Below are 15,612 nucleotides of genomic sequence, written 5' to 3'. Positions count from 1 at the left end.
AAACACACTTCGTGCCCACCTGTCCCATTTTGCAATGCAGGCTTATCACAATAGTACTGAATATAATATTTAAAGCGATGATAATAAAAAATGGATTAATCAAAAATCTGCCCCGAGACATAAATGAAGTATATGTCTATTTAACAATTTTAGAATTAATCCGTTACAATTAGTCCGTTTTCTGACAAAATTAAATTTGCTCTAAATATATTAGTGCGAAATTACTAAAAAATACGATAAGTTTCATCTTATAAATTGCCAAATCCTATAATGATGAGATATCTTTCTACATAAAGAAACCCGAGTCAAATTTAATTGCTCGGGCTGATATAGATGGTTACTGTATTGGAAATGTCTTATATCCAAATACGAATGTTTATAATTAAGACAATTAATTTGTTAAAATTCCAAAGTTATACTTATGAAATAAAGAACGTTTTTATATTTCTATGATAATGTAACTTATTTGACGAATAGTATAATTAAGTTTGAATCTACCTTATTGTATAAACAATAGAAACCGCCCCTTTAGTTGGTCCATAATATTTTTTTCTGCCCATACCATCCTTAGCACCGGTACTAACTGAATATGTATCATATTCTATTCGTGCCATCCCAACACCGGCAGTAAACTCAATTGTCCATCTGTTTTCAATAACCCAGGCATAGCCATAGCTAATCCCTGCACCATATGCCGATCCCTGCACATACCTGTTTTTAAGCTTACTAAGCTTGTTAATCCCCAGATCCCAGCCACCAACATCAAAGCCACCTCCAACACCGTGAAAGCCAAAGAAATGACCGTTGAGCGACTCATAAGTCCAGTACCTCAATTCCGGCCACACCACCCAGTGCTTTAATCGTGCATCCTCACCAAACTTGAATGGGTTATATCCTCCAGTAAGTTCAAAGCTGAAATTCCTTGCAAAAGCATACTCAACACCAATATTTGGAGTCGTTGTCAACAGATAGGGTAGGTTAGTCTTCACCACCAGATCCTGTCCTATTGATTTAATAAGGAGAGATGATAGAGCTAGTAAAATTACTGTTAGTGTGATTCGTATATAGTTATTCATAAGCGGTCATACTATTTCAGATTTTAAGGTAACAAGTATAGATAAGATTTGTTAGAAATGCAAATCATGAAACACCAATCTCCTTCTCAATTTTTGATGACGAACGGATTGGAGCGTTATACCTGGCCAAATCCTTTATCACACCAACCACTCTGCGAAGATCCCAATCAGAAAGAGAAGCCCCCGATGGCAGGCATAATCCTTTACGGAACAGATCACTGCTGGTGCCATCACCATAGAAAGGCGCATCTTCAAATACAGGTTGCATATGCATAGCCTTCCAAAGCGGTCGAGTCTCAATATTCTCCTCTTTCATCTTCAGGAACAGATCTTTATTTGTAAATCCGGTAACCTCAGAATCAATAAGAATACAAGTGAGCCAGTGATTAGAGTTAAAATCAGATGAAGGATTATCAAAAACCGTGATACCATCAATAAGCGAAAGCTCCTTCATGTAGAAATCATGAATAGCCCTCCTTCTGGATACAAATTGTTCCACCTCAATCATCTGCCCCCTGCCAATACCGGCACAGATATTACTCATCCTGTAGTTATAACCAATATTCGAATGCTGATAATAGTGAGTATCATCACGAGCCTGTGTAGCGTAATAGAGAGTCGTTTCAGCCTCCTCCTCAGTACGGCAAATCAATGCACCCCCTCCTGAAGTAGTAATCATCTTATTACCGTTGAACGACAAGCATGCAAACTTACCAAACGTGCCGCATTTCCTGCCCTTGTACTCCGATCCCAGCGCCTCTGCAGCATCCTCCAATACAGGAATACCATACTCATTAGCGATTGCCATAATCTCATCCATCCTAGCCGGCATACCATACAGATGCACAGGAATAATAGCCTTAGGCTTCTTGCCCGTCAGTTTAATCCTATCCTTAATTGCTATACGGAGAAGATCAGGCGACATATTCCATGTTTCTATCTCACTATCAATAAACACCGGAGAAGCCCCCAGATACCTGATAGGATTTGCCGAAGCCACAAAAGTAAAGCTCTGGCAGATCACCTCATCCCCCGGGCCCACACCCAGCTGAAGCAGCCCAAGGTGAATAGCCGCAGTCCCCGAGCTTAGTGCCACCACATGCACATTCTCATTAAGATACAACTCCAGATCCTGCTCAAAACCATTCACATTTGGTCCAAGCGGAACCACCCAATTCGTATCGAACGCCTCATTAATAAAACCCTGCTCATGGCCAGTCATACGCGCAAGAGACAGCCAAATCTTTTTGTTCATATATGTGTTCTGATTTCTTATTTTTGATTTTAAATGTCCAAGATTGTAAAACTGTACACCTGAAATTGAATTAAAAATTAAAATAATTGTGTCTATGGAATTATTGAATAAAATTTAAGTTATAAAATGTAAACATTCATCTTCAATTTTCAAGTCAAAAAGTGTTAGAAGAGATTTCCACAACATTTGATATTATATTTATAAGTAACAAACATAACCTCTAATTTAAAAAGGCATGCTGAAATAAAATAACCAAAACTTTAAAGTGAATTTTAAAATTTAAGACTCTTAATCACCTTACATCTATTTCCAGCAGCAAGTGAATAATCAGGAATATCTTTTGTAACCACAGAACCTGCTCCAATAACACACCACTTGCCAATTTTCACTCCGGGAATAATAGTGACTCCGGCAGTTATCCAACTCCCTTCACCTACTGTAACATTACCACATAACGTAGCATGTGGTGAAATATGTACAAAATCATCTAAATGACAATCATGATCCACAGATGCACCTGTATTTATAATACAGTGCTTACCAACCACAGACGAAGCCTGAATTATCGCTCCTTGCATGACTACACTACCCTTATCCAGAGTAGCATAATTAGATACAATAGCAGATGGATGGATAGCATTTCCATATAAAATGTCTTTAGGAAGCCTATCAACAATCTTTTTCCTGATGTTATTTACACCAACAGAAATAATTAATTCATCATTCCCAAGTCTGTCTGCATCAAAAGGTCCAAAAACAGGAAATTCCAGAAGTGATTTCACATCAGGGTCATCATCAAACAGACCTAAAACCTGTATACCCGAGGCAATCAGCGAATCGATGATCACCTTAGCATGACCACTTGCACCAAATAAAAACATAATTGATTTAACAGTAAAAAATTAACGATTACCTTTAAACGGTTCCATTGTAGAACTTGTATCAGAGTTGATACCCTCACGTTTAAAGACTTTTTGTATAGTTCTAAATAATACCTTAATATCTAAACTGAACGAAATATTATCGACATACCAAATGTCGTACTCAAATTTTTTATCCCAGCTAATAGCATTACGCCCATTCACCTGTGCCCAACCAGTAATGCCTGGTTTGACTTCATGTCTTCGCTTCTGATTTTCATTATATAAAGGCAGATATTGCACTAATAAAGGCCTTGGTCCAATTAATGACATATCCCCTTTAATAACATTTATAAGCTGAGGAATCTCATCAAGAGATGTAGAACGTACAAACCTGCCAACCTTAGTCAACCTCTTAGCATCAGGTAGTAGTTTACCCGAAGCATCCCGCTCGTCGGTCATTGTTTTAAACTTAATCACCTTAAATATCTTCTCATCCTTACCTGGGCGTTCCTGAAAAAACAGAGCACCGGCACCTTTATTGGCAATTGTTAGCCATACCCAAACTATGATGAATATGGGGCTAATGACTATAAAGCCAATGAGTGAAAGTGTAAAATCAATTAGACGTTTGAAGAAGTGTTTGTACATATATCATGATTATCCAATATTTATTTATTGGATATCTTATTAAATACACTTAAATATTTATCTACTGCTACCTCCAATGAGTATTTTTCTTTTGCCACGGATAAAGCATTTTCTTGCTGTTTTAGTATATGATTCTCATCTAGAGTGTACTTTACAAATTCAGAGGCTTCTTTATTAGTTATAATAGGAGGTAAAACATACCCAATATTGTATTCTCTAATAATTTCCGCTTGCCAACCCTCATGATTAATTAAAATTGGTTTGCCAGCAGCTAAAGTATCAAAGAATTTATTGGCAGAATTAGCCCATAATTCTTTAATATTGATTACAAATGAGGAGCCCATTGAAGTAGTGTTATACCATGTAGGAAGTTCGTTTTTAGATACTGGATCTAAAATAAAAACATTTTTACTAAAAACACCGATTTGTTTAGCTAATTGAATTACATTTTCCTTTTCTGCCCCTGTTCCTATTAAAATATATACAAGTTTGTCATCAATTAAAAGAGTTTTCTGAGCAAGATCAATTACTCTATCAATACCATTAACTTTTCCAAATGTACCGGCATAAAGGACCGAAAATCTAGGTTTAAAACCAGTAATATTCTCCAAGTCAATCTCATCTTCAATATTCTGAAAACGATTAATCTCAGATATATTTTCTATAACAACTGACGATTTATCTGTAAATTGTGGATACCTATTTACTATCGACTTTTGCATATCGGTTGAGAGAGGCACAACAGCAGATGCATTTTTATATACTACTCTTTCTAGTAAATAAAGTAATTTCTGCATCATCTTGTTTCTTATAGCACCTATTGCAATAACAGCTTCCGGCCACACATCACGAACCTCAAAGATATAAGGAGTCTTACCAAACCATTTCTTAAATAGAGCAGGAATTCCTATTGTTAAAGGAGTTGAAGTAGCTAAAACAAAATCACCTTTAAGTTTTAATAAGCGAAAAGTAGAAAACCATAAAAACTTAAAAAACACAAAAGACCTCTGAAAGTAAGACAAATGGTTTCCATATGGTAGATAAATGTAATTAACTAATAAGCCATCTCTTTCTATAACCTTCCACTTCTTTTTAGATTTATGATTTATATCTGAAGTAGCTGTAACAACAACCACTTCAATCCCTTTCTTCACAAAAGATGTAGCTAAGTCATAAGATCGGGTACCTCCTGTTTCGTCAGGGAATTTGAAATATTGGTGAAGGTAGATTAGTTTCATTATTATAATAAAATTAATTGAATATATCGATGTTTAATAGAGTTAAAATTCTTCTACTACTTCGTTTTCAATTGGGATTTTATTGTAAGTTAATCTCTTAATGTCATCCATGTATCTTAACATCTCATCAGTTCCCTGGCCTCTGTTCACAAGGCAATTTATTGACTTGTTTGAAAATGGTTGCTTATCATATTTTAAATTAAATCTTTTTACTATGATGTCATTAATCCATTTTCTATTTATTGGAGATTCGCGTCTGAAAATTTTGAATTCATAATTAAACAGAAAATACAACATGGATATTAATTTGAAAACTTTGTCTCGTTTTCCAATTTCTCTATAAACTGAACCACTATACATACTACCCAAGTTAGGGTAAGAAAAATCCTGATATTTATGTCTCTTAGAATGAAATAACTCCATTTTACGTTCAATGTCGTATTGATTTCCTAAATCAACATTAAAAAAACATTTGGTAACTATTCCATTTATTTTACCCTCCCTTAAATAAGAGTTTCTATAATGCAAACCAAGATCTTTAGCTTTTATTATTTGTAGAACACCATCTGTATCTACCATTTCAATAGAATTAAGTACGTCCTTTATTTCATATCCATATGCACCAGCATTCATAAAAACTGCTCCACCAATTGTACCAGGTATTCCTTCTAATCCTTCAAAACCTTTTATAGAATTAATCAATGCAAATCGAGATAAATCTGACATCATTACACCACTTCCTCCTACTATTTCCTTCTTTTCAAGATTTAGTTCCATCTTTGTTAGTTTTGAGGTAGATATTAGACAACTGTAAGAAGTATCGTCTAAAAACATCAGATTCGAAGTTGCACCTATAACCTTGTACCCTACTCCATTTATCTTCAAACCTTGTATTAAAGATACGACCTGATCAGTTGTATTTGGATAAATAATTAACTTTGCGATTCCACCAGTTTTCAAATAAGTAATATCTGAAAGATTTATATTAGTGGAGTATTCAATGTTTTCTGTCTTTAATATTTGTAAAACTTCAGTCATAAATTAGTTGATAATAAATAGATATAAATTATAGTATACGAAAATCCAAGAAAATTTGAGCTGAAAAGAATATTTTAAAATAATACTCCAGTGATTCTGTTTTAAAATTAATAATTAAGCATTGATTGCATTTTTGAGAAATTGGATTGAAATTGATTTCATTGATTCCATCTTTTCATTGACCAAATCATAATCAATTGTCTCATTTACTTGTTTTAATGTCATTTTCTCAGAATAAATTCTATTTTCAAGACCTAGAATTTTCAATATATTTAGTATTCTTTCGTCCTTTCCTTTATCTCCAGTAAGAATCGCTACGAATGGTTTATTTAATATAATAGAAATTGCTATACAATGAAATGAAGCAGACACTATTAATTCAGAATCTCTAATAACACTGATGAAATCTGTAGGTGACATAGTATATTTAACATGTATCTTACTGTCTATAAAATCATTAATCGTTAAACTCCTAGATAGTTTATATACATGCTTACCTTTTAAATCATACTTTGTAGAATATAAAAAACTCTCGAGTTGATTAGGTTTATTTGTATAACTAAACACATATGATCTATTATCAATTTTCTTATTAGACATTTGTTCCCACCGAGTTTTAGAAAGCAGAAAAACAGGATCTAATACTAATTTAGCTTCTCTATTTGTAAGCTCTTTTACTAATTCAACTCCATATTGCTCTCTTACTGATAAATACGCAATACGAGACAAATATGTACTATAAATATTTTTTTGTTCTATTGGAATTTCAGAAATTCCAAAGCTTGAAGAATAGGATACTTTTTTTGAATCATCATCTACAAAACTTAATAAATAAGCATCATCATTGCCATTATTCTTATAATTCCATACCTGATCACTTCCTACAATAAACTTGAAATAATCGTTATTCAACGATTTAGCATCATTAGAAGTAGAGTATATTTTTGATGTACACTTAAGGTTATTTTTATAAAACTTATTAAATCTAATTTTCCTTAAATTCATAAAGGGAGCTCCTAATATATATTTAATTGCTCCTATGAAATCATTCTTTTTTAATGAATCTATTATATGGTGACTCATACTATATGAGTTTTTTCTGTGTTGATTTTGATAATTTATATATTCATTTTCATATCCCATGTCTAAAAGTGCCCTTTGTAAGGCGTAAGCTTGTAATGCTGCTCCGTAATTTGCTGCATTATGAAAAGATAAAAGAGCTATTTTCATATTAATTATTATAAAGTTCTAAATATCGTTCTGCGATATTTCCCCAATCAAAATCTTTCTCTAGATCCAACTTAGATATATTTGATGAAATCTGATCATAGTTATCTATAATTTGTTCTATCTTATTAGCTATATCGTTATAATCTCTTGCATTCACACCAAAACCAATACCAATATTACTATAGTAACCATCAAACCCTTGTCCTTTGGCATAAATTATTGGTAATCCTTGACTAAGTGCCTCCACATAAACTAAACCAAATGTCTCAGGAATAGATGGCATTACGAAAATGTCACTTTTGTTGAATATTTGTCGAAGTTCTTCTTTTGGTTTATAATCTAATACTTCAATCCATTCTCTTTCTGATGCTAATTCATATATTTTAGTTGTATATGTTGAATCTTGTTTTCTAAACTTCAACCCTTTACCAATTATAGTAAAATTAATATTCAATCCTTTATTAATAAGAACATCTAAAGCATAAATCACCTCTAATATATTTTTGCCTTTGTTAAATGCACCTGCAAAAATTATTCTAATTGGAAAGTTGATTCTTCTTTCTATAGTACTTCTATTTTTTAAATAAAATGGGTCTACTCCATTAGGAATAACTACACTTTTTTCTACTAACTCAAGTGCAGTTTTGTTATTGACTTTGTTTTTGATATTATCTAAAAAGGTTTTCTTGTATCTAGGAGATAAAAAAACAATATTTTTAGCTTTTTCTAATATTGTATGAAAATATTTTCTTTTCCAAAATAGCTTTTTGTAATATGTATTTACATCAGTATTTCTTACTGCCACTATATAAGGAATTTTATACTGGGAGTACAATTCGTAAGCAACAGCACCATCTGAACAAAACAACCCTGCATGTATCAAATCAACTCTTGATAAATCAATTTTTTTCTCAATTTCTTTTGTTATCTTACTAATTTTTGCCGTATAAAAATACCTGTGATATGTTTTTAAAATTGTAGAATATATTATTGATGACCCAGAAACAGAAAAAGGGACCATATGATTTCCTATCCTATTTTGATTCTTTGGGTTTAGTGGAACGAAAACTGTTTGTTTGACTCCCAAATGGTCTAAAGATTGTATAAGATTAGTATATACTTCTGTTCCACCGTAACTATTAGCGATGTGTAATATGTGCATTTTTTATTGATTAATTAGTCGATTCCTACTTATGTTTATATTTGAATCCCGATAACTCTGGATAGTTCATTTTCTTCATAGGTGATTTAACATTATCACCTATGAAAAAATCACAATTAAGTTCTTTGTCTATTAGTTTATAGATAGGAGCTCTATAGTGTGCTGCTAAATTAAAGATGCAACATGTTTTCTTCATTATATTTTTAAAAAAAAGACTTATTCTTAAATGTTGTTAATACCTGTAGTGTAATATCTTTCAAGTAAGTTTCTTTACCCTTTAGTCTAATTTCAATATACTTTCCTTTATAGTAAACAGGTATATTAGTGATTTCATTTTCTTTAGCAAACGGATTTGTTGCAACTCACATAAGTTCTCCATTTTTTCCAATTCTTCTTACAACTGACATGCTTTATTATAACAATTCACATGCTTTTACAGTTATAAAACTCTATTTATCCAGTATAACAAGATTTTAAATTGATTGTTCTTTCTGTAATACCTTCTTATACACACTCATTTCCTTCTCCAACGTTGTTTCCCATAAAAACTCCTTAGATAATTGTTTTGGCTTCTCCCCATTTTCTAATATTTCAATTGCACGCGTTGAAATATTCTTAAGAAAGTCATCATCCAAATTAAAGCAATTTTCTTCTCCTATCGATTCTGAAATTCCACCGACATTAGAACCTACTACCGGCACGCCATATGACAAAGCTTCTAGAGTAACTAGAGGCAATCCTTCATTAAGACTTGGGAGCAATAATAAATCAAGAGAATTCATAATATCTGGAATTTGTTCAGGATCCAACTTTCCAGTAAATTTTACATTTTGAATTTTATACTTCAGAATTTTGACTTTTAATTTATCTAATAATTTACCATCACCTACTATAATAAAACTTACATCATGTATTTTATTTAGAATTATTCTAAAGATATCAGGCAAGACCATAACATTTTTAATCGAAACAATATTTCCGATAAAACCTACAAGATATTTTGTTGATATATTAAGTTCATTTCTTATATACTCTTTGCTATGTTGTGGTGGATTTAAATAAATGTCTGCAGGACCGCTATACAAATAATCTTTTTTACCCTTTTTTGTTATTTTGTCAGACGTATGCATTAATCGTCTACTAACAAAAAAATTAAAATCTGCATTTTCAATAATCAGCTTCGTAGTTTTAAAGCCTTCTTTATTAACAAATGGCCAAACATTAATATCCGAGCCATGCCAGGTAGTTACAAATGGAATACCATATTTTTGTTTTACCAGATATGCAATATACTTATCCGGAAGAGCATGAACAGAAAGTAAATCATAGTCTTTAAACAAATCAACAAACTGTCCTAGCTGAGACTTACATGAAATATCCTTTAACTTCAATTTTTTAGATAGGATATAATCAATCATTTTATGTTCTACCCATAGGTTTCTATAACTCACCCCATCAATAGTGGTAATTCCTTCTTTAGGTGCTCTTTTTGTGTCAATGGGTTTAAACCTTTTGCGAACTAATCTAAACAACCAGCTGTCGTAATGTTGAATTAGATAAACATCCACCTCAACATCTTCCAAAGCTTTCAGATGTTTAATTCTACCGTGTACACTATTAAATACTCCCTTTCTATTATTGGTACTACCTGTACTTAAAATTGCAATTTTCATTTTCTTGATCTAAATAAATTTGAAGGATTCCCTCCAATTATGGAAAATTCAGGAAATGTCTTTGTTAGTACGGACCTTGCTCCAACAATACTCGCTGTTTTAATTTCTCTACTTCCTTTGATCATAAGATCTCGACCTATCCAAACATCATCCCTAAAACCTATAATACTGTCTCTGAGTATTCTTCCTTCAAAATGATAAAACTTCTAGCTACGTTCTCAATATTAAATCTTTCGATATTGTGTACTACTTTTCCTCTGCTGTAGTTCGCATCTAAGTACTCGTGAAAGATATCCTTCTGATCAAAAGATGTATCTATATCTAAAATTGGTCTTTTAGAAGTAGCATAATCAATTAATTTGCTAGGTTGCTGTACTCCTGATTTATTTTTAAAATTGATTAAAAAATCCATTTTAGATAATTCGTATATTAACTCTTCCCGAGGGATATAATCTCTTATTTCTAATTTATTACCTAACCTGTGTTTAAATTGGTTAAAAGCACTAACACTTTTTGTATAAACTATAAATCTAAAATCACTTTTTAAGGTGCTAAGGTACTTTAAAAACTCTGTTGGATCTCTTAAGCCATCATACACTATACCTGAATAAGCAAATGTAGGGATGGTATTGGGAGTATAATCAAATAACCTAATATCTCTAAAACTAAATCCTTGTGGTATAACTTTGATTTTTCCGCTAAACTCTGGATAATAAGCCTTTTTTGCTTCTTTAATTGGAACAGTAATATAATTACATAATTTTCCCCATTTTTTCTCAACATTTTTGAAGTAGAATGGATGTGGGTGGAATGGATTTTTCATAAATGGATCACCACAATCTGCCACCCAGAATTTCACTTTTCCTTTATTTTTTTTTATAAAACCAGACGCACCCCAATGAATAGTATGAGGACTAGCAATTGTTATTAAGTAATCTATATTATTTTCGCACTCCAATGCATTTTTAACCATACTTACAAGTTCTATATTTGGAAACTCAAGATATTTTCCGAGAAATTTTCTTATAGCACGATAAAAGTAATTGCGTTTACTAAATTCTGTATTATCTGAGATTCCGAACTTCGATATACCTAAATTCTTAACTTTTACTTTTGTCTCCTTTTCAAAACTCATATAATTATAGTTACCGAGCAATGCATACAAAACAACTTCATGTCCTTGTCTTGCTAATTCTTTTGCAAGCTCAGTTGCTCTGTGAGATCTCGGTCCCAATTTTGGAAAACAGTTGCGTGCTATTATTACAATTTTCATAAAAAATCTATCAACCCAATTTAAAAGGACTTGTAAACTAAAAAAAACAATTTTTACTTATATTTATGTATAATAAGATTGAGTGTATTATCTACTCCTTCTTTATGCTACAATCAAATATTTATAAATTAAATAAAAAGGGCTTGAAACAAAGAATTCAAAATCTAATACTGTAAGATAACGCTGAATCCACCCATAAAAAGAGAACCAAAAGATTACGGGCATTGCATAAAGAAATTTCTTATATTTTACTCCATTAAAATTTACTAACCAAATATAAGCAATTAATGGATAAGCCAATGTCATATACCGTCCTCCTAAAGAAGGAACAGCCATTGTAAAATTGACAAATGTCATATAAACCAACAGAAATAAGTAGAAGCTTTTAGATTTAGGATTCGCTTTAATTGTTTTTGAATTTCGTATGAATAGATAAACCATAAAATTCATATAAAACCTTACAAGGGTACTAAATAACCTTTGAACCCAATAAAAACCTGTTCCTCCTTCACTTCTCGATTGTATGTATTCTGGATCGGTATAAGACGCTATCATTCGTTGCATAAAAGCTGGTAATAAATCGGAAGTCTCTTGTAATAACTCAACTGCAATAGAGCCAACAAAGAAACTTATAAAAAATAATACTGCCCAAACTTTATCAAATCTCATAAGGAGATAAGCTAATACTACTACTGCTATAAAAATCCAAAAAGAACCGTGGAAAAAAGGTGTTACTAAAAGTAAGAGGAAATACCTTTTATTCTTCTTCCCAAATATCTGAAATAATGCATATACACCTACCCAAGCTGCTGTCCAAAAGCGCATCCCGTTGATATTGAATATCTGATTTGCCATAAACAGATATGCGAGAATAAAAGAGGCGAAAGATATATCAAACTTATTATCAGTAATGAATAACTTGAAGGTTTTTAGAGAAAAGAAAGCAAAAATAATGGCAAATACCATAAACATCACGTGATAATTATCTGTAATGCGCGAAACATAGAATGCCACAGTATCAAAGTAGTAATCTTTTTTACCTTCATCAAAAGTAAGAAACTCATTTAATCCTTCATAATAATAATTAGATGATTTGAGTTTATACTCTTCAAAGTGCGCTCTATAGCTAATACCATCAATAGAACCTTCTGTTCTGATGTTACCTACAGAAAACGACATACCAAAAAACACTGCAAACAAAAAGAAAACTACATAAGAGGATCGTGTATTCATTGTGCGCAATGAATACAGAAATGAAAAAAATGGAGATATCAAAAACAATACTATTTTTGCAGCTTTATCGTATCGGTTTTCTTTTTGCCAAACAGACATATAAATAAATTATTATAAAGTTATGGTGGAATCTACTGCGATTGATTTAAAATATTTCTTTAAATAGTCTATTTTCTATTCAAAAGTGGCTTAAAAATCGACAAATAATCTAACTTCATCCATAAAGAGCACAAAAAATACAAAACAAAATAAATGGTAAAACTAATAAGTAATGTCAATATATAATTCATGTCTAAAATACCTACAAACACAAAATATATAACAGTTAGAATCAATATAGACGGAAAAACAATTTGAAATAGTAGTTTCCAAGGGAACAATTGATATACTTTAATTTTGAAAAATTTGGATACCATCCAAAGTAATGCATAAGTTTTAACTAATTGGCATATTAGGGAAACGACACTTATTAAATATGGAGAATTAAATAATTTTACAGCCGCGTACTCCAAGATAATTACTGAAATCGCAATAATCATATGGACATTTGCATAATATTTGACCTTTCCAATATTAATTAGTAAAGGAGCGTAAATGATTATATTGAAAAAATTTATAATCACTTTAATTCTGAAGTATATAGAAGAATTTTCATACTGATTCCCAAACAGGACAACCATTATAATATCTGCAAAAAACCATGAAAAAATTACTAATGGGTAAATTAGCATTGCTGATTTTTCAAATACACTTTTCCAAACAGGGAATATTTCCTTCTGTGGATCTACTTTCTCATTGCTCATTCGTGAAAATATGGGTGAAAGTACCGTCGAAGTTGCACCGACAATCATAGATACAAAAGGCAGCTCTAATGATCCATTTGAAAATTCAGCAAAAACTTCATTACCAAAATATCGACTAATAAAAAATTGATCGGTTGAACTTATAAGTATTCCCCATAGACTTGCATATAATAAGGGTAATGCAAACTTAAATATTTCACTGTAGGTAATCTTACACTTTTCGTTACCACTGTTTTTTACAGGTTTGTATTTAAAGTGCAGTGCTATTAAGAATGATATAAAAGAAGCAAGAACAAAACCCATAATCGCTTCTTTATAACCTCCTCCTAAAATAATAACAGGCACCACTACACAGAGTAACATCAATATTCGAGTTAAAACTGTATATATTGCTATAAACTTTGTCATTCTATAAGTAGAAAGTATTCCTTCAAGACCCATAGTTGGTAACATTAATAAAGGAACCGGAGAAAATATGCGTATGGCTTCTTCAAGATCTGGGTTATTCAATATAATTGCAATCTCTGAAGAAAATAGAAATAGAATTAAAGAAAACAGACCACCTAAAATGAAAAATAAATTGGTAACCTTTTTAATTAGATTTTTGGCTTGCTCAATAGGTACTCGTGGTAAAAAATAACTGAATGCTTTAGGTAGTCCAAGTGTGAACACTGTTAGCAAAGTATTATACACGTACAATACTTGCTTATATGTCCCGTAGTCTTCTTTTAAAAAATATCGACTTAGAATCATCGAACTGACTATCGTAAATCCAAAAGAGAACAAACTGCCAATGGCAATCCAAGAAGCTTGTTTAGTATTGTTTGTTTTATGCATTTAAACCAGTTATCTTAAAACTGCTGTATTAATAAAAATATCTTGTTAAGATTGTTCTTAATAATCTAATTAAAACCCAAATGTAAAAACTCAATTATCCTCTCACAAGCCTGTCCATCGCCGTAAGGGTTGTTTGCTTGCGACATAGAATTATAATACTCCTGGTCGTCTAACAAGCGTGATGTTTCAGAAACAATCAGGTCGTAGTTTGTGCCAACAAGTTTAACTGTGCCGGCATCTACTGCTTCGGGGCGTTCTGTTGTATCGCGCATAACTAAAACGGGTTTGCCTAAGCCGGGGGCTTCCTCTTGAATACCACCGCTGTCGGTCAGCACCAATGTGCTTTGATTCATCAAATACACAAAAGGAAGGTACTCTAATGGTTCAATAAAATGTATGTTAGAATCAGAAGATTTCTCTTCTATATTCTTAGAAACTGCAGCTTCACCAAATATCTCTTTTATGGGCTTGCGCACGTTTGGGTTCAAGTGCATGGGATAAACAAAATCCACATCAGGATACTTCTCTGTGAGGGTCTTAATGGCATTGCACATATTAATGAAACCATCACCAAAGTTCTCTCTTCTGTGACCAGTGATAAGTACCAATTTACGTTTGTTAGGCAGTGGCGACATAAAGTCCTCTACCATCTCACCCGGTAAACCACTCTCTAGTAGAGTATCTTTTATTTCCGATTGCAAGCTCTTATCGCTTTTAATCTTATCTAATACCATGTATAAAGCATCAATAACAGTATTTCCAGTAACGGTAATAGTATATTCATCAATTCCCTCCTTCAACAAATTCTCTTTACTAAGAGCAGTGGGAGCCAGATTATATACCGAAATTCTACTTGTAATCTGCCTGTTCATCTCTTCAGGCCACGGACTGTATATGTTGTGAGTGCGTAACCCCGCTTCAATATGAGCAACTGGTATCTGCTGATAAAATGCAGCAAGCGCTGCAGACATAGATGTAGAAGTATCACCATGCACAAACACAACATCAGGCTTAGCCTCCTTCAAAACATCCCTTAAACCAGTAAGCACACGAGCAGTTACATCATACAAGTCCTGCCCCTGCTTCATAATATTTAAATCATAATCAGGCTTTATATCAAAAAGATGCAACACCTGATCTAGCATCTCGCGGTGCTGACCCGTTACACACACAACCGTTTCAAACCTATCGGTATGCTTCTGAAACGCCTTCACCAATGGAGCCACTTTAATAGCTTCAGGGCGTGTACCGAAAACCAGCATCACTCGTTTTTTTTGTTCCAT

Annotated in this window: 13 protein-coding genes; all 13 read right to left on the bottom strand. The window is 32.4% G+C overall.

Features of this window, described 5'->3' with window-relative positions; all coding sequences use genetic code 11:
* Positions 1–494 precede the first annotated feature (494 nt).
* On the bottom strand, positions 495–1,076 hold the full coding sequence (locus BN1354_RS06645; protein WP_053826623.1) for a DUF3575 domain-containing protein: 582 nt from the start codon (positions 1,074–1,076) through the stop codon (positions 495–497).
* Between the two features lie 64 nt (positions 1,077–1,140).
* Positions 1,141–2,331 (bottom strand): DegT/DnrJ/EryC1/StrS family aminotransferase, encoded by a 1,191-nt coding sequence (locus BN1354_RS06640; protein ID WP_053826622.1) that lies wholly within the window; start codon positions 2,329–2,331, stop codon positions 1,141–1,143.
* A gap of 272 nt (positions 2,332–2,603) precedes the next feature.
* Complete coding sequence (locus BN1354_RS06635; protein WP_053826621.1) at positions 2,604–3,212, bottom strand: acetyltransferase; 609 nt, start codon at positions 3,210–3,212, stop codon at positions 2,604–2,606.
* 21 nt (positions 3,213–3,233) lie between these two features.
* On the bottom strand, positions 3,234–3,842 hold the full coding sequence (locus tag BN1354_RS06630) for a sugar transferase (RefSeq protein WP_053826620.1): 609 nt from the start codon (positions 3,840–3,842) through the stop codon (positions 3,234–3,236).
* A 20-nt stretch (positions 3,843–3,862) separates the two neighbouring features.
* Positions 3,863–5,080, bottom strand: a complete 1,218-nt coding sequence (locus tag BN1354_RS06625) for a glycosyltransferase family 4 protein (protein ID WP_053826619.1) — start codon at positions 5,078–5,080, stop codon at positions 3,863–3,865.
* A gap of 42 nt (positions 5,081–5,122) precedes the next feature.
* Positions 5,123–6,118, bottom strand: a complete 996-nt coding sequence (locus tag BN1354_RS06620) for an FAD-binding protein (protein ID WP_053826618.1) — start codon at positions 6,116–6,118, stop codon at positions 5,123–5,125.
* A gap of 114 nt (positions 6,119–6,232) precedes the next feature.
* Positions 6,233–7,348, bottom strand: coding sequence for a polysaccharide pyruvyl transferase family protein (locus tag BN1354_RS06615; RefSeq protein WP_053826617.1), 1,116 nt, complete (start codon positions 7,346–7,348; stop codon positions 6,233–6,235).
* 1 nt (position 7,349) lies between these two features.
* On the bottom strand, positions 7,350–8,510 hold the full coding sequence (locus tag BN1354_RS06610) for a glycosyltransferase family 4 protein (RefSeq protein ID WP_053826616.1): 1,161 nt from the start codon (positions 8,508–8,510) through the stop codon (positions 7,350–7,352).
* Positions 8,511–8,983: 473 nt separating this feature from the next.
* Positions 8,984–10,183 (bottom strand): glycosyltransferase family 4 protein, encoded by a 1,200-nt coding sequence (locus tag BN1354_RS06605; RefSeq protein ID WP_053826615.1) that lies wholly within the window; start codon positions 10,181–10,183, stop codon positions 8,984–8,986.
* Positions 10,184–10,343: 160 nt separating this feature from the next.
* A complete protein-coding gene (locus BN1354_RS06600) occupies positions 10,344–11,456 on the bottom strand; it encodes a glycosyltransferase family protein (RefSeq protein WP_053826614.1) in 1,113 nt (370 codons plus the stop codon).
* A gap of 102 nt (positions 11,457–11,558) precedes the next feature.
* Positions 11,559–12,788, bottom strand: a complete 1,230-nt coding sequence (locus BN1354_RS06595) for an EpsG family protein (protein ID WP_053826613.1) — start codon at positions 12,786–12,788, stop codon at positions 11,559–11,561.
* A gap of 68 nt (positions 12,789–12,856) precedes the next feature.
* Positions 12,857–14,329 carry an oligosaccharide flippase family protein gene (locus tag BN1354_RS06590; RefSeq protein ID WP_053826612.1) on the bottom strand — a complete coding sequence of 491 codons (1,473 nt, stop codon included), beginning with the start codon at positions 14,327–14,329 and terminating at the stop codon, positions 12,857–12,859.
* Positions 14,330–14,394: 65 nt separating this feature from the next.
* Positions 14,395–15,612 carry a non-hydrolyzing UDP-N-acetylglucosamine 2-epimerase gene (gene wecB, locus BN1354_RS06585; RefSeq protein ID WP_053826611.1) on the bottom strand — a complete coding sequence of 406 codons (1,218 nt, stop codon included), beginning with the start codon at positions 15,610–15,612 and terminating at the stop codon, positions 14,395–14,397.

The sequence above is a fragment of the Lascolabacillus massiliensis genome, from assembly GCF_001282625.1.
Classification (GTDB): Bacteria; Bacteroidota; Bacteroidia; order Bacteroidales; family Dysgonomonadaceae; genus Proteiniphilum; species Proteiniphilum massiliensis.
The sequence above is the reverse complement of the archived record's forward strand: the minus strand, read 5'-3'. Positions and strand labels throughout refer to the sequence as shown.